This is a genomic window from Coprococcus sp. TF11-13 (genome assembly GCF_003481085.1).
Lineage (GTDB): Bacteria > Bacillota > Clostridia > Lachnospirales > Lachnospiraceae > Coprococcus > Coprococcus aceti.
In genome coordinates this window covers 598,442-617,535 of record NZ_QUKK01000001.1, presented here as the reverse complement: position 1 = coordinate 617,535, position 19,094 = coordinate 598,442, and the positions used below count along the sequence as shown (strand labels likewise).

Sequence of the window (19,094 nt, the reverse complement as noted above, 5' to 3'; positions counted from 1 at the left end):
TGCCATATATCGTTTTATTGCTTTTTATATAGTTTACATGATATATTATAGAGGAGTTGTAAAGTAAGACTTTTATAAACTTTTGATAACATATAAATTTTTACCCTGACACAATTTACTGGAAAGGATTTATACACATATGAAATACTCAAAGGAAATATTCTACCAGGAATTTATAAGACGCGAAGATTCAACCAATAGAGCGCCCTATAACCCTGAACTTGAATTTTACTCAATAATACAAAATGGAGATATAGAACAGGTTAAAGAATTGTGTAAAGCCTCACCACTTAAGGATAAAAAAGGACTCGGCTTACTATCTGAAAAGCCGGTCAACAACATAAGATATCATTTTGTCATAACAACAGCCCTTGTTGCAAGATACTGTATTGAAGGTGGTCTCGATGTGGCAACTGCTTACAATCTCAGTGATTTTTATATAAAAAAGTCAGATACAATGAAGTCTGTGGAGGATATATCTGAATTACATGCGTTCATGTGCATCGACTATGCAAAAAAAATGCGAAACCTTAAGAAAAATTCCATATGCTCCAAACCGGTCGCAGAGTGCATAGACTACATATACGATCATCTGCATACTAGGATCACTGTTGAACTTCTGGCAAAACGTGTCAATCTCACCCCGTCATACCTGTCAAGGCTGTTCAAAAAAGAGACCGGAGATAATATCGGACATTATATAAAAATGCTAAAACTTGATACTGCAAGGAACATGCTCATATACTCTGATTATAGCCCTGCCCAGATAGCACAGACTCTCGCATTTCCAAGTCAGAGTTATTTTACCGAACAGTTCAGATTACATACTGGTCTAACACCTGCGAACTATAGAAATATAAATTTAAGGCAAACCCCATTTCATAAAAACAATACTTAGTTCCTGAAATATACCACCTTGTTTTTCTAAGCGTAAACAAAAGGGATTACCTTGTGATAAAGCACTTGATAATCCCTTTCAATATTCTATATCAGATTTAATCTAAAACTAATATATTTTGGCCTGTTTAAAATTACTTTCCGGCATTTACAACCTGACCGAAATCAGCCTTGAGTGAAGCACCGCCGATAAGACCACCGTCGATGTCTGGCTTTGCAAGGAGCTCAGCAGCGTTGCCAGCGTTCATAGAACCGCCGTACTGAATTCTTACCGCCTCAGCTGTATCTGTATCGTAGATCTCAGCGATGAGATCACGGATTCCCTTACATACTTCCTGTGCCTGATCTGATGTAGCTGTCTTACCTGTTCCGATAGCCCAGATTGGCTCGTAAGCGATAACCATTGACTTAACCTGATCTGCTGTTACGCCAGCGAGATCTGACTTGATCTGAAGACGGATCCAGTCCATAGTAACACCGAGCTCTCTCTGCTCAAGTGACTCACCACAGCAAAGAATAGGTGTGATACCAGCCTCAAATGCCTTCTTAACCTTCTTGTTGAGAAGAACATCATCCTCCTTAAAGTAATCACGACGCTCTGAATGTCCGATGATAACGTACTTAACACCAGCATCAACAAGCATTGCTGCTGAGATCTCGCCTGTGTAAGCTCCGCTCTCCTCGAAGTACATGTTCTCTGCACCTACAGCTACGTTTGTTCCCTTTGTTGCCTCAACAACTGGTACGATATCGATAGCTGGTACACAGTATACTACATCTACGTCATCATTCTTTACTAAGTCCTTTAACAGGTTAACAAGCTCAACAGCCTCGCTAGGAGTCTTGTTCATCTTCCAGTTACCTGCAATAATCTTCTTTCTTGCCATTGTAATCTACCTCTTATATTTGTATTTTTTGATGAGTACCGGCCTGAACCGGCACCCACCAGTATAATCTTTATATCTCAGCGATATACAAATTACTTGTCGTTTGCTGCTGCTACACCCGGAAGCTCCTTACCCTCAAGGAACTCAAGTGAAGCTCCACCACCTGTTGAGATGTGGCTCATCTTTGAACCGTAACCAAGCTGGTTAACTGCTGCTGCTGAATCTCCACCACCGATGATTGTTGTAGCATCTGTATCAGCAAGTGCTGCTGCAACTGCCTTTGTACCGGCTGCAAGTACAGGGTTCTCGAATACACCCATAGGTCCATTCCAAACAACTGTCTTAGCTGTCTTAACTGCGTCTGAGTAAAGCTCGATAGTCTTAGGTCCGATATCGCAGCCTTCCTTGTCTGCAGGCATCTTGTCAGCGTCAAATACCTCTGTCTTGATACTTGGATCGTCGATAGGGTTAGGGAAATCCTCGATCATAACTGTATCAACTGGAAGAAGAAGCTTCTTGCCAAGGCTCTCTGCCTTTGCCATCATCTCCTTGCAGTAATCGATCTTAGAATCGTCTACAAGTGACTTACCGATCTCATATCCCTTAGCCTTAAGGAATGTGTAAGCCATACCACCACCGATGATAAGTGTATCGCACTTCTCAAGAAGGTTTGAAATAACGTTCAGCTTGTCAGCAACCTTAGCACCACCGAGGATAGCTACAAATGGTCTAACTGGGTTCTCTACTGCATTGCCAAGGAAGTCAATCTCCTTCTGCATTAAGTAACCAACTACTGCTGTGTCAACAAGTCCAGCAACACCAACGTTTGAGCAGTGAGCTCTGTGAGCTGTTCCGAATGCATCATTTACAAATACATCACAGATGCTTGCAAGATCCTTAGAGAAAGCCTCTCCATTCTTTGTCTCCTCAGCTCTGAAACGAGTATTCTCAAGAAGGATTACATCCCCATCCTTCATAGCGTCAACTGCAGCCTTAACTGTATCGTCAACAACCTCAAGGCTTGGTACGAACTTAACCTCCTGTCCAAGGAGCTCTGTAAGTCTCTTAGCAACTGGTGCAAGGGTCTTAGTCTGCTTGTCTTCCTCAGTCTTAACCTTTCCAAGGTGTGAGCAAAGGATAACCTTTCCACCGTCAGCGATAAGCTTCTTGATTGTTGGAAGAGCTGCAACAAGTCTGTTCTCGTCTGTAATCTCTCCGTTCTTTAATGGTACATTGAAGTCGCATCTGCAAAGCACGCGCTTGCCCTTAACATTGATATCATCTACTGATTTCTTGTTTAATGACATTTCTAATTCCTCCTAAATAATGTTATAGAACAGAAAACTATAAGTTGTCCTCTGCCCAGCTACCTACCCGCTCTTATGCGGGAACATAGAAACGCATAATTGCTTCCTACGAAGAAAAAAGGGCCCGGTCCTTGGAGACCGGACCCTCTATTAGGTCTAATAAATACTTTTAAATGAGCTTACATTATAAAAGCTAATTATAGCTTGAAATAACTTATGCTAACTCTGCGAAGTACTTGATTGTTCTAACCATCTGGCTTGTGTATGAGTTCTCATTGTCATACCATGAAACAACCTGAACCTCATATAAATCATCAGCGATCTTTGATACCATTGTCTGAGTTGAATCAAATAATGAACCATATCTCATACCGATAACATCTGATGAAACGATTGGATCTGTGTTGTAACCGAATGACTCTGAAGCAGCAGCCTTCATTGCAGCGTTGATTCCATCAACTGTTACATCAGCACCCTTAACAACTGCTGTAAGGATTGTTGTTGAACCTGTTGGAACTGGAACTCTCTGAGCTGATCCGATAAGCTTGCCATTTAACTCTGGGATAACAAGACCGATAGCCTTAGCAGCACCTGTTGAGTTAGGAACGATATTAGCAGCACCTGCTCTAGCTCTTCTTAAATCGCCCTTTCTGTGTGGTCCGTCAAGTATCATCTGATCGCCTGTGTAAGCGTGGATTGTTGACATGATACCAGACTGGATTGGAGCATAGTCATTAAGAGCCTTAGCCATTGGTGCAAGACAGTTAGTTGTACATGAAGCTGCTGAGATGATCTGATCATCAGCTGTTAATGTATCCTGGTTAACTGAGAATACGATAGTCTTAAGATCATTACCAGCTGGAGCTGAGATAACAACCTTCTTAGCACCTGCATTGATATGAGCCATTGACTTCTCCTTTGAGCAGTAGAAACCAGTACACTCAAGAACTACATCAACACCGATCTTACCCCAAGGAAGGTTGTTTGCATCTGCCTCCTTGTAGATTGTAAGAGTCTTACCATCAACTGTGATTGTGTTAGCCTCATCATCAGCTGAAACTGTGTGAAGGTTCTCACCGATCTTGCCACAGTATCCACCCTGTGCTGTATCGTACTTGAGAAGATCTGCAAGCATTGAAGGCTTTGTTAAATCGTTGATTGCAACAACTTCATAACCCTCTGCACCGAACATCTGTCTGAATGCAAGACGACCAATACGTCCAAAACCGTTAATTGCTACTTTTACTGCCATTTTTTATTCCTCCTAGGTTTTTGAAATATAATAAAAGTATTTATCAATCTGCTACGCGGGAACGTAGCAAATAAATCGTGTTAAATACACAAGCTAATCATACATTCTTTAGGTATAAATTTCAAGCCTTAATCTCATTTTTTTAGTTATCATCTATCCAAAATAGACAAACTTGTTTTAACAAATTATACTAATGGGCTGAGACTATAGAAAAAAAGTTACTACTACAATTTGATAATAATAAGATTACTCAACAGCTTTACTTTATATATTTTTTTCAGTGTTTTATGTTATAATATGAAACGCAATGATTATAAACGGAGGTATACAGAAAATGATCATCTGTGATTCGCATATACATTCGGAGTTCTCAAGCGACTCTTCCGCCCCACTGGACAGCATAATCCAGCAGGCAATACAACTTGGAATTCCAAAGATCTGTCTGACAGACCACCACGATATAGACTTTCCTATCAATCCGGAGGACGGTTTTGACTTCCAGCTTGATTTCGATTCATATTTTGCTGCGCTGGATGAAATCCGGGACAGATACAGAGATAAGATAGACGTGAGAAGCGGCGTGGAGCTCGGTCTCATGAATACCGTTGCTGATAAGGCAAGGGATATTGCAGGCAAATACAAAAACGAACTGGACTTCATCATAGGATCATCGCATCTTGTAAAAGGTCTCGACCCATACTATCCAGCTTACTATGAGGGACGTACAGAGATAGAAGGCATCCGCGATTACTTTGAGTCCATCCTTGAGAACGTGACTCTGATAGACGACTTTGACGTATATGGTCATCTTGACTACGTAGTAAGATACTGCCCATCAGGCGAGAATATCTTTAGGATGGCAGATTATACTGATGTGCTTGAACAGATTTTCAAAATAATCATCCCAAAAGGGAAAGGTATAGAGATCAATACCGGAAGCCTGTACAAGAATATGAGTTACGCACATCCTCACATGGATATCCTGAAACTCTACAAGGATATGGGCGGTGAGATCATCACAGTGGGGTCTGATGCACATAAGCCCGAATATCTGTGCTATGATTTTGAGACATATGCAAGGGATGCCCTCACATCACTCGGCTACAGATACTACTGTACATTCAAGAACAGAAAGCCAGAATTCAATCCGCTGTAAAATAAAATTGCAAAATATCAATTTATATACTTATAAATATAAAAAGATGGAACACATACGCCAGTTCAATGGCTTATATGTTCCATCTTTTTTATACCGTAAATTCAATTTCGGCAGTCACCTGACTGCTCTATTTGTTTCATATCTCATTATGTATTGTTCCCTGTATAGTACGGACTATGTGGTATATCATGAATGTCTGTTTTTCTCATTTTTTCAAGATAATCGCCTCCGGCGCCATCCAGATCACCATACAATTTGTCTGCCATTTCAAACACTCTGCCACCATGGTTTCTATTCTCTCGGTTGAGCAACTTCTCCGGAGTCCGTATCATCCTAATGCCATCCCATATGCATATAACCGAAATTACAGTCAGAAAAATCAATGGTCCTGTGAAACTATTCAATTCAAACTCTCCATTATGTATCATGGAGCATATAGTGATTATCATAAAAACAAAAATCACTGAAAAGATGCCAAACAATATCCATCCACGCACTTTGACGTCTTTGCGCAAAACTTCTCTGCCTGTATCACCCATACGAAATCTCCTTATGTCAGACCATCACTCTTTGTAAAACCCTGTCAACAGATGCTTCCTCCGCCAAGCACATGATCATCTTCATAGAACACTACAGCCTGTCCCTTTGTCACAGCTCTTACCGGCTCGTCAAATACTGCTTCTACCAGATCTTCATCTATCTTTCTGATGGTACACATACTTCCCTTATGATTGTATCTGATCTTCGCCTTGACATGCATTGGCTCCGTGAGATCCTCTATGGACATAAAGTTCAGTCTGTTGCATATCAGCCTTTCTGAAAATACATCTCCGTTCTCTCCTATAACAACCTGATTTGTCTCAGGTATGATGTCCACCACAAATACCGGATGCCCCATCGCAAGTCCAAGTCCTTTTCTCTGTCCTATGGTGTAGTGTATGATTCCCTTATGTCTTCCGATCGCATTGCCATGTATGTCTACAAAATCTCCCGGAACCGCCTTAAGTCCTGCCTCATTCTCAAGATAACCTGCGTAATCTCCATCTGGCACAAAGCATATATCCTGGCTATCCGGCTTGTGAGCCACCATAAGTCCGTGGTCCTCTGCAATTTTTCTGATCTCAGGCTTGCTGTACTCTCCAACCGGCATGAGTGTCCTGGCGAGCTGCTCCTGGGTGAGATTGTAGAGAGCATATGTCTGATCCTTCTCTATTCCCCTGGCCTCCTGGAGAGTATATCTGCCATTTGGAAGCTGTATGATCCTTGCATAGTGTCCCGTAGCAATATAATCGCCCCCGATGGCCATGCATCTCGTAAGCAGAGACTCCCATTTTACATATCTGTTGCATGCAATACATGGATTCGGAGTTCTTCCGCATTTGTATTCGTCCACAAAATAGTCTATTACGTACTTCTTGAATTCTTCCTTGAAATTCATAACGTAATACGGAATATCGAGCTGCGATGCCACACGCCTGGCATCATCCACAGCAGAAAGTCCACAGCATCCGGCATGGGCACTCACCACGTCCCTGTCCTCATCCTGCCATATCTGCATGGTAACTCCTATTACATTGTAGCTCTGCTCCTTGAGCAAAAGTGCGGCAACCGACGAGTCGACTCCGCCTGACATTCCAACACACACTGTCTTCTTATCTGTATCGACCAAATTTTTTCCCTCTTTATACATAGTTATATCTTGTGTAATTTACATGTTTCTCCTGGCAAAATCCTGATACGCAGGTGACATTTTTCTGAGATTTTCCACGATTCTCTTGAGATTATCTACCACCGCATCCGCCTCATCCATGGTGTTCTCATATCCCAGAGTCAGTCTGACCGCACCATGGGATATCTCCTTCGGAAGCCCTATAGCTGTCAGCACATGGGAGGGATCAACAGAACCCGATGTACATGCGGAACCGGCAGAAGCACATATGCCAGCCATATCGAGCATGATGAGGATCGTCTCGCCCTCAACGAACTGGAAGCTGACATTTACATTGTTCGGAAGTCTGTCTTTGTCATGTCCGTTCAGTCTGGAATAAGGAATCTCCGATAAAATTCTGTGTATCATATGATCTCTGATATCTGTCTCCTGCTTCATCCGATCTTCCATTGAGAGCATCGCAAGCTCCGCAGCTTTGCCCATTCCTACAATCCCCGGTACATTCTCTGTTCCGGCACGTCTTCCTCTCTCCTGCTGGCCTCCGTGGATAAAGCTTCCAAGCTTTATTCCGCTCCGTATATACAGAAACCCGATTCCCTTCGGGCCATTAAGCTTATGTCCGCTGCTGCTGAGCATATCTATGTTCATGGCATTTACATCCAGTGGTATCTGTCCATACGCCTGAACCGCATCCGTGTGGAATAGAATGCCATGTTCATGCGCAACAGCTCCTATCCTGCTTATCGGCTCTATGGTTCCTATCTCATTATTTGCAGCCATAACCGAGATGAGGATCGTATCCGGTCTTATCGCCGACTCCAGCCTGTCAGGATCAACCATCCCCTTCTCATCCACATCCAGATATGTCACGTCAAAGCCCCTCTTCTCCAGATACTGACATGTGTTAAGAATGGCATGGTGCTCTATCCTGGTCGTAATTATATGTTTTCCCTTATCCTGAAAGGCTTCCGCTACAGCCTTTAAAGCCCAGTTATCCGATTCCGAACCACCGCCCGTGAAATAGATCTCCTCAGGCTTTGCACCAAGCGAATCAGCAATTATATCCCTCGCCACATTTGTCACATCCTTATTTCTCGATGCAAATGTGTATACGCCTGAAGGATTTCCAAACTTTTCTGTAAAATAAGGCAGCATGGCGTTGAGCACTTCAGGTCTCACCGCCGTCGTCGCTGCATGATCCATATATATCAACTTTCCCATTTCCGCTCTCTTTCCATTACCTTTTCTGTCACCTGTCAATGACAAATGCAAAACTGCATTCATCACACGAAACTATATTACTATATAGTATTCTACCACAATACAAATGCCACGTGCCATGTATATATTATTCTGCTCTCATCATATCTCATTATCTTCGTCTTTTAATCTCTTTGAACACTTTCCATAGGCTTTACTATTTTCTTATAGACCCTGAGAAGAAGAATCGTCGATATGATCACGCTGAAAACCTCTGCTATAGGGAACGCTGCCCACACACCATTCACACTGTTCATTGCTTTTGACAGAAAATATGCCACAGGAAGTATGACAAAAAGCTGTCTCGCCATAGACACTATCATACTGTACACGCCCTTTCCTACAGCCTGAAACATTCCCGAACATGTGACAGAAAATCCCGCAAATATAAATGCTGTGCTCATGATCCTGACCGCTGGTATACCCATCAACAGCATCTCATCTGTGGCATCAAATATTTTAAGTATCTGTCCCGGAAATACCTGCATGATAGCAAGACAGAATACCATAATGGAACAACCGACCATCACACCAAGCTTCATGGTGCGTTTCATTCTATCAGGTTTCTGTGCTCCGTAGTTGTATGAAATTATAGGTATCATTCCGTTGTTCAATCCGAATACAGGCATAAATGCCATACTCTGCACCTTGAAATACGCTCCGAACACTGCAACGGCCAATTTCGAGAATGAGTACAGTATCAGATTCAGGAAATAATTCATCACAGAACCTATTGCAACCATGATAACCGACGGCACACCTACGCTGAGAATCTTACCTATTATCTCACCATGTGGCCTGAATCTTCTGAGTGTTATATGGAGATCCGGATTCTTCTTGATATTGAATACCATAGCCAGAGTTCCAGCTATACACTGTCCACATACAGTTGCGATGGCCGCACCCTTTACTCCCATTCGAGGACATCCATGAAGTCCAAATATCATTATAGGATCAAGTATAAGATTGATGACAGCACCGAGTATCTGGGTTATCATACTGTACATTGTACGTCCCGTGGACTGCAGCAATCTCTCAAATGTCATCTGGAAAGCTATACCGAAAGCACAACAGCAACACACCTCGAGATATTCTGTTCCATATTGGATTACCTGTGCATCTCTCGTCTGACTTTCCATGAATGTCCTTGCAAAGAATAAACCTATTATCAGGAATATCACATATCCTATCGCTTCAAGAAATATTCCCTGTCTCGCCACCTCATTTGCCCTGTCAAACTTCTTCTCTCCCAGCGCCTTGGATATAAACGCATTAAAACCTACTCCAAGTCCAGAGAAAACTCCGATCATCAGATTCTGTATCGGAAATGCTGTGGACACAGCCGTAAGTCCGTCCATGCTGAATCTTGACACAAACACACTGTCCACAACATTGTACATAGCCTGGAACAGCATGGAAATTATCATAGGAAGTGACATTGACATCAGAAGCTTTCCCTCAGACATCACTCCCATCTTATTTTCTCTGCTATCACCTACGAACGCCTTTCCATTAGCAGATATTGTTTTATTATCAGATATTGTTTTATTATCAGATATTATTTTCTCACCAGATTTTTTCCTGTTATCAGGTGATTTTTCATTATTTTCGACGCTGTCTTTCTCTTTCATGTGTACCTCTCCTCTGCATGATCCTGCTGTGCATAATGTACTATACCTGCCATTTGTGCTTATCCTCACACACACTTATCTTCACTTGCACTTATCCTCACATGCGTACTCTCTTTATCTACTATACTCAAACTAATTAATACTACATTATTTTTGTATTATTTACAATACACTTGTATTTCGATTTTCGATCTCTATTTTCTGATTTCTAATTTTCGATTTATCGATTTCTCATCGACTCAATTCACCGACTCGTATATTGGACCCATATATTCACATTTACAATCATCAATTCATTTATAGCTCACTAATAATGCTATTCACTCATCATCGAGCAGAGTATCCCTTGTAATGAAAACGGACACTCAGCAAAGAACAGAACGTTATTTTTTCGCCAGTATATCCTCAACACGACCCTCACGTAGCCGCACACAAATCGTTCCGTACCTGAATTCATCCTGCAACAGCCCTATGCAATTCAAACGATTCTACAATTCAGACCACCATACAGCTCAAAAAATCCCCCTCTTGAACATCAAATCCAAGAGGGGGACTTTATAATTTACGCGAGCAACGAGCCAAAGTCCGTGCTTGCACGAGACCTTGGCGACTGCCGCGATAACTTGAGAAACTCGCGAAGCGTGTTCCTCATAGTTGATAATCTAAAATTATCTATACGACAAACAAGCTGTTAATTACTTATTAGCAAGCTCTGCCTTGATAGCCTCTGTAAGAGCTGGAACGATCTTGTTGAGATCTCCAACTACACCATAGTCAGCTACATCAAAGATAGGAGCATCCTCATCCTTGTTGATAGCAACGATGATGTCTGACTCTTCCATACCAGCTACGTGCTGGATAGCACCTGAAATACCGATTGCGAAGTATACCTGTGGACGAACTGTCTTACCAGTCTGACCAACCTGAAGCTCCTTTGGCTTCCAGCCTGAATCTACAACTGCACGTGAGCATGATACCTGTCCACCAAGTACCTCTGCAAGATCATCAAGGAGCTTGAAGTTCTCTGCTGAACCAACTCCACGACCACCTGAAACAAGGATTTTAGCATCCATGATATCCTTGATATCTGAGATAGCCTTTGAGATCTCAAGAATCTCAACATACTTGTTGTTAGGTACGAATCCTGGATTGTACTCGATAACCTCTGCCTTCTTACCAGCTACCTTGTCAAGCTTCTGCATAACACCTGGACGAACTGTAGCCATCTGTGGACGGTTGTCAGGACATGCGATTGTAGCGATTGTGTTACCACCGAATGCAGGACGTGTCATAAGAAGCTGATTGTGCTTCTGCTCCTGATTTGGAAGTGCAACAAGAGGGAAATCACCGATCTCAAGTAATGTACAGTCTGCTGTAAGACCTGTAGCAACTCTTGCTGAAACTGTTGGACCAAGATCTCTACCGATTGCTGTAGCACCAACTAAAACGATCTCTGGCTTGTACTCATTGATAACTGATGCAAGTGCGTGTGCATATGGCTCAGTTCTGTACTCCTTGAGCTCTGGATCGTCAACAACGATAACTCTATCTGCGCCGTACTCTGCAAGCTCATCTACAAGACCCTTAACGTCTGAACCGATAAGGACTGCAGTTACCTGCTCATCAAGCTTCTCTGCCAGTCTCTTTCCTTCGCCGATAAGCTCGAAAGAAATACCACTTAACTTATTATCTACCTGCTGTGCAAAGACAAATACGCCTTTGTAGTTCTTCATTTCTTCTGCGTTCATTGCGCCCATTTTATTCACCACTTTTCCTTTACTATATTAGATTACATGCTTATCCTTTAACTTGCCAACAATATAGCTAACTGCCTCATCTGGAGAATCAGGAACAACCTTCTCGCCTGCACCCTTTCTTACCTTATCTGAAGCCTTAGCGATCTTTGTAGGTGAGCCCTTAAGACCGATGTTAGAATCATCAACATCAACGAGGTCTGCTCTGCCAAGTGTTGTGATCTCTGCATTAACTGCATCGAAGATTCCACCTGGAGTCATGTATCTTGGCTCATTTAACTCAGAAAGTGCTGTTATAAGGCAAGGCATCTTAGCCTTTAACATATGATATCCGTCATCATACTGACGCTTAACGATAACTGCGTCTCCGTCAACCTTGATCTCCTGTGCATATGAAATTACAGGAATTCCAAGATGCTCAGCGATCTGTGGTCCAACCTGAGCTGTATCTCCATCGATAGCCTGACGACCTGTTATGATCAGATCATAATCAAGCTTTCTGAGAGCTCCAGCGATTGTTGTTGATGTAGCCCATGTATCAGCTCCACCAAGAACACGGTCTGTTACAAGAACACCCTTGTCAGCTCCCATAGCGATTGCTTCCTGAAGAACGTCAGCAGCCTTTGGAAGACCCATTGTAAGAACTGTTACCTCTGCACCATACTGATCCTTTAATCTAAGTGCAGCCTCAAGTCCTGCCTTATCATCAGGGTTCATGATTGTAAGCATTGCTGCTCTGTTTAATGTACCGTCTGGGTTGAACTGTACTCCACCCTTTGTATCAGGTACCTGCTTTATACAAACTATAACCTTCACGTTAAGTACCTCCTATATTACTTTAATAAGTTTGCAGAAATAACCATACGCTGAACCTCTGAAGTTCCCTCGTAGATCTCTGTAATCTTAGCATCACGCATCATACGCTCAACATCGTACTCCTTGATGTAACCGTAACCACCGTGTAACTGAACACACTTTGTAGTAACTTCCATAGCAACCTCGGCTGCGTAAAGCTTAGCCATAGCTGCCTCTACTGAGTAAGAAACCTTAGCACCGCTCTGGTACTCATCCTTCTTTCTTGCTGCCTTGTATACGAGAAGCTTAGCTGCCTCGATCTTTGTTGCAAGGTCTGCAAGAACGAACTGTGTATTCTGGAACTGAGCGATTGATCTACCGAACTGCTTTCTCTCTTTAACATAGTTTACTGTTGTCTCGAGAGCGCCCTCTGCAATACCAAGAGCCTGAGCAGCGATACCGATACGTCCACCATCAAGTGTATGCATAGCGATATTGAATCCCTTACCCTTCTGTCCAAGAAGTGCATCCTTTGGAATACGGCAGTCTGTGAAGATAAGCTCGTATGTTGAAGAACCACAGATACCCATCTTGTTCTCCTTTGTACCGAATGTAAATCCAGGTGTACCCTTCTCTACGATGAATGCAGATATCTCCTTCATCTTTCTGCCACGCTTCTCAACGATACCAGTAACGGCGATAACGATATATACGTCAGCCTCTTTACCGTTTGTGATGAAGCACTTTGATCCGTTAAGTACCCACTCGTCTCCGTCAAGTACAGCCTTTGTCTGCTGTCCCTGAGCATCTGTACCAGCACCTGGCTCAGTAAGACCGAAAGCACCAAGCTTTCTGCCTGAAGCAAGATCAGGAACATACTTCTCCTTCTGAGCTGGTGTACCAAATGTTACGATAGGATCAACACAGAGTGATGTATGTGCTGATACGATAACACCTGTAGTACCACAAACCTTTGAAAGCTCCTCAACGCACATAGCATATGTGAGAATATCACAGCCCTGTCCGCCTAACTCCTTAGAAACAGGGATTCCTAAGAAACCATACTTTGCCATCTTCTCTACAGTCTCTCTAGGAAATCTGTGCTGTTCGTCAATTTCCTGAGCAAGAGGCTTTACTTCATTCTGCGCGAACTCTCTGAATAAATTCTGCGCCATTTCATACTTCTTGTCTAAAGCGAAATCCATTCTAATTATTCCTCCATGAATATATTATATTACTTAGCACTATTACTGAGCATCAACTGGTGTCTTTGTACGATCAGCATTGTATACATAGAATCCTCTGCCGCTCTTAACACCAAGGTTGCCGCCACGTACCATCTTACGAAGTAATGGACATGCACGATACTTGCTGTCACCTGTCTCATTGTACAGAACGTCCATGATTGCAAGACAGATATCAAGGCCTACGAAATCACCTAACTCAAGTGGTCCCATTGGATGGTTAGCACCAAGCTTCATAGCAGCGTCAATACCAGCTATGTCTGATACACCTTCCATCTTGATGAATGCAGCTTCGTTGATCATTGGGATGAGGATTCTGTTTACTACGAATCCAGCAGCCTCGTTAACCTGTACTGGAGTCTTACCGATCTCCTCTGAGATCTTAACGATCTTCTCTACAGTCTCAGCTGGTGTATTAACACCTGCGATAACCTCGATAAGCTTCATTCTGTCAGCTGGATTGAAGAAATGCATACCGATCATAGGACGTGTAAGACCATTTCCAATCTCTGTGATAGAAAGTGATGATGTGTTTGAAGCGAATACACACTCTGGCTTGCAGATCTTGTCAAGCTCAGCAAATGTTGTCTTCTTTACTTCCATGTTCTCGAAAGCAGCCTCAACTATAAGGTCGCAGTCTGCACATAAGTCTTCCTTAAGACCTGGAGTGATGCTGGCAAGAATACCATCAACCTTCTCCTGTGTCATCTTTCCTTTTTCTACGAGTCTTGCATAACCCTTAGCGATCTTGTCCTTACCGCCTTCAGCCCACTCCTGCTTGATATCGCAGAGTGCAACCTCGTATCCGTCAACCTGAGCAAATGCCTTAGCAATGCCCTGACCCATGGTTCCTGCACCAATTACGCCAACCTTCATTTTTATGTCCTCCTAAATCTTTTTTTCCGGTAAACATGAGAAATTCATATACGTTTCGTTTAACATGCTACCATAATACTTATATCACACATTTAGGATGGTTTACCTTTATCAGATCCCCCACCCTGTTGAACACCAGCCATACAAAATTTGCCTACGGCAAATGGCTGGTGCTACATGTCAGTTTTTCACAGAAAAACTGACACATATTCTAAATGTTAATATCAGAACTGTTAATTATTACTTGTTCTGGAAAGGAACAACCTTAAGCTTCTTTTCCTTGTCTTTCTCAAGGAAGTTGCCCATTCCTGCCTTCTGATCCTCTGTCTCGAAACAGTCACCAAAAAGCTTCTCCTCAATAACAATTGCCTGATCCATATCTACCTGTAAGCCATCGTTGATAGCCTTCTTGCAGTTTCTCACTGCAATAGGAGCGTTCGCTGCGATTCCGGCTGCCATCTTCTTAGCTGCTGGAAGGAGCTCCTCAAGTGGATAAACAGCATTCACAAGACCGATTCTGTAAGCCTCGTCAGCCTTGATGTTTCTTGCTGTATAGATAAGCTGCTTAGCCATGCCTGCGCCTACAAGACGCGCAAGTCTCTGTGTTCCACCAAAACCAGGTGTGATACCAAGACCAGCCTCTGGCTGACCGAATATTGCATTCTCTGAGCAGATTCTGATATCACAGCTCATTGAGATCTCGCATCCGCCGCCAAGAGCGAATCCATTCACTGCTGCGATGACTGGGATAGGGAATGTCTCAATGGCTCTGAACACATCGTTACCCTTCTTACCGAAGGCCTCTCCCTCTGCCTTTGTGAGTGTTGACATCTCACCTATATCAGCTCCGGCAACAAATGACTTCTCACCGGCACCTGTAAGAATAAGACATCTTGTTGTATCAAGATCAACTGCCTTGAATGTTGCATCAAGCTCTTCAAGAACTGCACTGTTGAGTGCGTTCAGAGCCTTTGGACGGTTGATTGTGATAATTCCTACATATCCATCCTGTTCGTATGTAACAAACTCCATGATGTATCTCCTTTATTATCTAAAATTAGTCCTCGATCTTAACGACTGTCGAGCAGCCCATTCCACCACCGATACAGAGAGTAGCAAGACCTGTCTTAGCACCCTTTGCCTGCATCTCATGAAGCAGTGTAACAAGAATACGGCATCCTGAAGCTCCTACTGGATGTCCAAGAGCGATTGCACCACCGTTAGGGTTAACCTGCTTGTCAACGTCAAATCCAAGATCCTTAGCAACTGCTACTGACTGTGCAGCGAATGCCTCGTTTGCCTCGATAACATCGAAGTCCTCGATCTTGAGACCAGTCTTAGCCATAACCTTCTTGGTTGAAGCTACAGGTCCGATACCCATGATTGAAGGATCAACTCCGCCAAGTGCTCCAGCTACCCATGTAGCCATAGGCTTAACACCAAGCTCCTTAGCCTTCTCCTCGCTCATAACAACGATAGCTGCAGCACCATCATTGATACCTGAAGCGTTACCAGCTGTAACAAATCCGTTAGGATTGATTGTTCTGAGTCTTGAAAGAGTCTCAACTGTAGTACCAGGTCTTGGTCCCTCATCCTTCTTGAACTCAACCATCTCTTTCTTCTTCTTTACCATAACTGGTACGATCTCAGCGTCAAATGCGCCTGACTCCTGAGCTGCAACTGCCTTCTGCTGGCTCTTAGCTGCAAACTCATCAAGCTCCTCACGTGTAAGACCCCACTGCTCACAGATATTGTCAGCTGTCTTGATCATGTGATAGTCATTGAATGCATCCCACAGAGCATCGTTTACCATTGTATCTACGAGTACACCATTGTTCATTCTGTAACCGAAACGACCCTTCATCATAGCGTAAGGAGCCATAGACATGTTCTCCATACCACCTGCAACTACGATATCAGCGTCTCCTGCCTCGATCATCTGAGCAGCCATGTTGACACAGTTAAGACCTGAACCACAGACAACGTTAACTGTAACAGCAGTTGTCTCGATTGGAAGTCCTGCCTTGATTGAAGCCTGACGTGCAACGTTCTGTCCCTGACCAGCCTGGATAACACATCCCATGTATACGTGGTCTACCTGATCTGCAGGAACTCCTGCTCTGTTGATAGCCTCCTTGATAACGATTGAACCAAGCTCTGCTGCTGGTGTTGTGCTGAGTGATCCACCCATTGTTCCGATAGCTGTACGACATGCGCCTGCTAAAACAATCTTCTTTGCCATTTTCAAATCCTCCATTTTAAAAAATATTAGTGTGACATAAGACTACATATAAAAAAACCTTAAAGGTTCACACAATCTGCCATAATTCTAGCACAAAAGCATGTGCCACGCAACCAAAAATGAACGACTCCGCGAAGGAGCTATTTCCTTTTATTCCTGTTTTTGCCATTTTTAGCATTCTTCTGCCCGGATGATTTTATGTTTTTCTGTGGAACAGCTTTATTATTTTTGCTGTTTTTACCATTTTTGATTGAATTGTTCTTACTTTTATCATTTTTGCCATACGAACGTTGTCCCTGGTGTTCACATTTCCTGTCCATCTTTCTCGGCGCTATCAGACATTTTTTATCAAAACCGATAAGATCCTGTCTGCCGGCCTTTATGAGCGCCTCTTTGACCAGATCATAATTCTCCGGTTTTCTATACATCATAAGAGCCTTCTGCATTGCCTTTTCATGTGGATTATGAGGTACATATACCGGTTTCATGGTTCTAGGATCGACTCCGGTGTAGTACATACATGTGGATATCGTGGACGGCGTAGGATAGAAATCTTGCACCTGTTCAGGCATATAGCCTATATCCCTTACATATTCGGCAAGCTCCACCGCCTCCTTCAGCGTGGATCCGGGATGTGATGACATCAGGTACGGAACAACATACTGCTGCTTTCCAGTCTTTGCATTTACCCTTTTGTATCTATCAATGAATTTCTCATATACACTGTTCTGTGGCTTGCCCATCATCCTGAGAACATTATCCGATACATGCTCCGGCGCAACTCTGAGCTGTCCGCTTATGTGCTTCTCGCAAAGCTCTTTCAGGAATTCATCGCTGCTGTCCGCCATCACATAATCGAATCGTATTCCCGATCTGATAAATACTTTTTTCACACCTGGAACCGCTTCCAGCTTCCGCAGAAGCTCAACATAATCCTTGTGGTCAACCTTCAGATTCCTGCACGGTTCCGGGAACAGACACTGCTTGTTGGTGCATACACCATATTTATCCTGCTTTGCGCATGATTTATGCCTGAAATTCGCAGTCGGCCCTCCGACATCATGTATATAGCCTTTGAAATCAGGATCATGCGTCATGCGCTCCGCTTCCTTTATCAGTGACTCGTGGCTTCTTGTCTGTATGATCCTGCCCTGGTGAAATGTCAGTGCGCAGAAGCTGCATCCTCCGAAGCAGCCCCGGTTGCTCGTCAGGCTGAATTTTATCTCTGATATAGCCGGGATACCGCCCGCCTCCTCATATATCGGATGGTAGTTATTCATATATGGCAGATCATACACATCGTCCATCTCCATCTGGGTGAGCGGATAAGCCGGAGGATTCTGAACAACATATCCTCTGTTTCCGTATCCCTCAACCAGCGTTTTAGCCGAGTATGGATCTGTATTTATATACTGTGTATAAAAGCTTCTTGCATATTCCAGTCTATCCTTTGAAAGACTGTCATAATCCGGCAGTATAATGGAATCCTCGGGCGCACCGGATATATCCTTTGTCCTGTAGCATGTACCCCTGACAAATGTGATATCTTTCACATCTATTCCGCTGTCGAGCGCCTCCGCTATCTCTATCATGCTGTGCTCGCCCATGCCATACGAAAGTATATCGGCGGATGAATCCACCAGAATGGAATGTTTCAATTTATCAGACCAATAATCATAGTGAGCCATACGTCTGAGGCTGGCCTCTATACCTCCGATTATGATTGGAACATCCTTGTATGTTCTCCTTATCAGATTACAGTAAACCGTGGTGGCATAATCAGGTCTGAGTCCCATCTCTCCACCTGGAGAGTACGCATCCTTCTGTCTTCTCTTCTTAGATACGGAATAATGGTTCACCATGGAATCCATATTGCCTCCGCACACCAAAAAGCCCAGTCTTGGTCTGCCAAAAACATCAATGCTCTTGTCATTCTTCCAATCAGGCTGGGCAATCATACACACCTTATATCCATATCTTTCAAGCAATCTGCTTATGATGGCAGGACCAAATGAGGGATGGTCAACATAGGCATCACCTATGACAAACACAAAGTCTGCCTGTGTCCACCCTCTCTTCTTCATGTCCTCCATGCAGATCGGCAAATAATCTCTTTCCATA

General features: G+C 43.2%; 16 protein-coding genes. 2 read left to right on the top strand and 14 right to left on the bottom strand.

Features of this window, described 5'->3' with window-relative positions:
* The first annotated feature begins 139 nt into the window (after positions 1–139).
* On the top strand, positions 140–898 hold the full coding sequence (locus DXD11_RS02710) for a helix-turn-helix domain-containing protein (RefSeq protein ID WP_022216405.1): 759 nt from the start codon (positions 140–142) through the stop codon (positions 896–898).
* A 133-nt stretch (positions 899–1,031) separates the two neighbouring features.
* Here DXD11_RS02710 and tpiA read toward each other — a convergent pair whose 3' ends face one another.
* The 3 genes from tpiA to gap form a co-directional block, all read right to left on the bottom strand.
* Positions 1,032–1,784 carry a triose-phosphate isomerase gene (gene tpiA, locus DXD11_RS02705; protein ID WP_004852916.1) on the bottom strand — a complete coding sequence of 251 codons (753 nt, stop codon included), beginning with the start codon at positions 1,782–1,784 and terminating at the stop codon, positions 1,032–1,034.
* Positions 1,785–1,876: 92 nt separating this feature from the next.
* Positions 1,877–3,091 carry a phosphoglycerate kinase gene (locus DXD11_RS02700; RefSeq protein ID WP_022216404.1) on the bottom strand — a complete coding sequence of 405 codons (1,215 nt, stop codon included), beginning with the start codon at positions 3,089–3,091 and terminating at the stop codon, positions 1,877–1,879.
* A 214-nt stretch (positions 3,092–3,305) separates the two neighbouring features.
* Positions 3,306–4,343: a type I glyceraldehyde-3-phosphate dehydrogenase gene (gene gap / locus DXD11_RS02695; protein WP_004852921.1), complete on the bottom strand. Its 1,038-nt coding sequence runs from the start codon at positions 4,341–4,343 to the stop codon at positions 3,306–3,308.
* Between the two features lie 334 nt (positions 4,344–4,677).
* On the opposite strand from gap, the gene DXD11_RS02690 reads away from it, so the two are divergent.
* Complete coding sequence (locus tag DXD11_RS02690; protein WP_243104949.1) at positions 4,678–5,499, top strand: histidinol-phosphatase HisJ family protein; 822 nt, start codon at positions 4,678–4,680, stop codon at positions 5,497–5,499.
* Between the two features lie 149 nt (positions 5,500–5,648).
* Here DXD11_RS02690 and DXD11_RS14145 read toward each other — a convergent pair whose 3' ends face one another.
* The 11 genes from DXD11_RS14145 to DXD11_RS02635 all read right to left on the bottom strand — a co-directional run bounded on the left by DXD11_RS14145 (position 5,649) and on the right by DXD11_RS02635 (position 19,093).
* The gene (locus DXD11_RS14145; RefSeq protein ID WP_147360966.1) at positions 5,649–5,834 is read right to left on the bottom strand and encodes a hypothetical protein; all 186 of its coding nucleotides are present in this window, start codon (positions 5,832–5,834) and stop codon (positions 5,649–5,651) included.
* A gap of 251 nt (positions 5,835–6,085) precedes the next feature.
* Positions 6,086–7,192: a tRNA 2-thiouridine(34) synthase MnmA gene (mnmA, locus tag DXD11_RS02680; RefSeq protein ID WP_118757724.1), complete on the bottom strand. Its 1,107-nt coding sequence runs from the start codon at positions 7,190–7,192 to the stop codon at positions 6,086–6,088.
* A gap of 18 nt (positions 7,193–7,210) precedes the next feature.
* Positions 7,211–8,392, bottom strand: coding sequence for a cysteine desulfurase NifS (gene nifS / locus DXD11_RS02675; protein ID WP_118757723.1), 1,182 nt, complete (start codon positions 8,390–8,392; stop codon positions 7,211–7,213).
* A 164-nt stretch (positions 8,393–8,556) separates the two neighbouring features.
* Positions 8,557–10,062: an MATE family efflux transporter gene (locus tag DXD11_RS02670; RefSeq protein WP_118757722.1), complete on the bottom strand. Its 1,506-nt coding sequence runs from the start codon at positions 10,060–10,062 to the stop codon at positions 8,557–8,559.
* A gap of 695 nt (positions 10,063–10,757) precedes the next feature.
* Positions 10,758–11,819: an electron transfer flavoprotein subunit alpha/FixB family protein gene (locus DXD11_RS02665; protein ID WP_015535002.1), complete on the bottom strand. Its 1,062-nt coding sequence runs from the start codon at positions 11,817–11,819 to the stop codon at positions 10,758–10,760.
* Positions 11,820–11,846: 27 nt separating this feature from the next.
* Positions 11,847–12,632, bottom strand: a complete 786-nt coding sequence (locus tag DXD11_RS02660; RefSeq protein ID WP_118757721.1) for an electron transfer flavoprotein subunit beta/FixA family protein — start codon at positions 12,630–12,632, stop codon at positions 11,847–11,849.
* A 17-nt stretch (positions 12,633–12,649) separates the two neighbouring features.
* Complete coding sequence (locus DXD11_RS02655; RefSeq protein WP_004852934.1) at positions 12,650–13,816, bottom strand: acyl-CoA dehydrogenase; 1,167 nt, start codon at positions 13,814–13,816, stop codon at positions 12,650–12,652.
* Between the two features lie 42 nt (positions 13,817–13,858).
* Complete coding sequence (locus tag DXD11_RS02650; RefSeq protein ID WP_055279931.1) at positions 13,859–14,731, bottom strand: 3-hydroxyacyl-CoA dehydrogenase family protein; 873 nt, start codon at positions 14,729–14,731, stop codon at positions 13,859–13,861.
* Positions 14,732–14,971: 240 nt separating this feature from the next.
* A complete protein-coding gene (locus DXD11_RS02645; RefSeq protein ID WP_004852940.1) occupies positions 14,972–15,763 on the bottom strand; it encodes an enoyl-CoA hydratase-related protein in 792 nt (263 codons plus the stop codon).
* A gap of 25 nt (positions 15,764–15,788) precedes the next feature.
* Positions 15,789–16,973 (bottom strand): acetyl-CoA C-acetyltransferase, encoded by a 1,185-nt coding sequence (locus DXD11_RS02640; protein ID WP_055279930.1) that lies wholly within the window; start codon positions 16,971–16,973, stop codon positions 15,789–15,791.
* A 140-nt stretch (positions 16,974–17,113) separates the two neighbouring features.
* Positions 17,114–19,093, bottom strand: coding sequence for a YgiQ family radical SAM protein (locus DXD11_RS02635; protein ID WP_118757720.1), 1,980 nt, complete (start codon positions 19,091–19,093; stop codon positions 17,114–17,116).
* Between the last annotated feature and the right edge of the window lies 1 nt (position 19,094).

Bases quoted from the DNA above. Each gene is read 5' to 3' on its own strand.
- DXD11_RS02635 (WP_118757720.1), bottom strand. From the start codon at position 19,093: ATGGAAAGAGATTATTTGCCGATCTGCATGGAGGACATGAAGAAGAGA.
- nifS (WP_118757723.1), bottom strand. From the start codon at position 8,392: ATGGGAAAGTTGATATATATGGATCATGCAGCGACGACGGCGGTGAGA.
- DXD11_RS02640 (WP_055279930.1), bottom strand. From the start codon at position 16,973: ATGGCAAAGAAGATTGTTTTAGCAGGCGCATGTCGTACAGCTATCGGA.
- DXD11_RS02710 (WP_022216405.1), top strand. From the start codon at position 140: ATGAAATACTCAAAGGAAATATTCTACCAGGAATTTATAAGACGCGAA.
- DXD11_RS02645 (WP_004852940.1), bottom strand. From the start codon at position 15,763: ATGGAGTTTGTTACATACGAACAGGATGGATATGTAGGAATTATCACA.
- gap (WP_004852921.1), bottom strand. From the start codon at position 4,343: ATGGCAGTAAAAGTAGCAATTAACGGTTTTGGACGTATTGGTCGTCTT.
- DXD11_RS02650 (WP_055279931.1), bottom strand. From the start codon at position 14,731: ATGAAGGTTGGCGTAATTGGTGCAGGAACCATGGGTCAGGGCATTGCT.
- DXD11_RS14145 (WP_147360966.1), bottom strand. From the start codon at position 5,834: ATGATACGGACTCCGGAGAAGTTGCTCAACCGAGAGAATAGAAACCAT.
- DXD11_RS02670 (WP_118757722.1), bottom strand. From the start codon at position 10,062: ATGAAAGAGAAAGACAGCGTCGAAAATAATGAAAAATCACCTGATAAC.
- tpiA (WP_004852916.1), bottom strand. From the start codon at position 1,784: ATGGCAAGAAAGAAGATTATTGCAGGTAACTGGAAGATGAACAAGACT.
- mnmA (WP_118757724.1), bottom strand. From the start codon at position 7,192: ATGTATAAAGAGGGAAAAAATTTGGTCGATACAGATAAGAAGACAGTG.
- DXD11_RS02665 (WP_015535002.1), bottom strand. From the start codon at position 11,819: ATGGGCGCAATGAACGCAGAAGAAATGAAGAACTACAAAGGCGTATTT.
- DXD11_RS02690 (WP_243104949.1), top strand. From the start codon at position 4,678: ATGATCATCTGTGATTCGCATATACATTCGGAGTTCTCAAGCGACTCT.
- DXD11_RS02655 (WP_004852934.1), bottom strand. From the start codon at position 13,816: ATGGATTTCGCTTTAGACAAGAAGTATGAAATGGCGCAGAATTTATTC.
- DXD11_RS02700 (WP_022216404.1), bottom strand. From the start codon at position 3,091: ATGTCATTAAACAAGAAATCAGTAGATGATATCAATGTTAAGGGCAAG.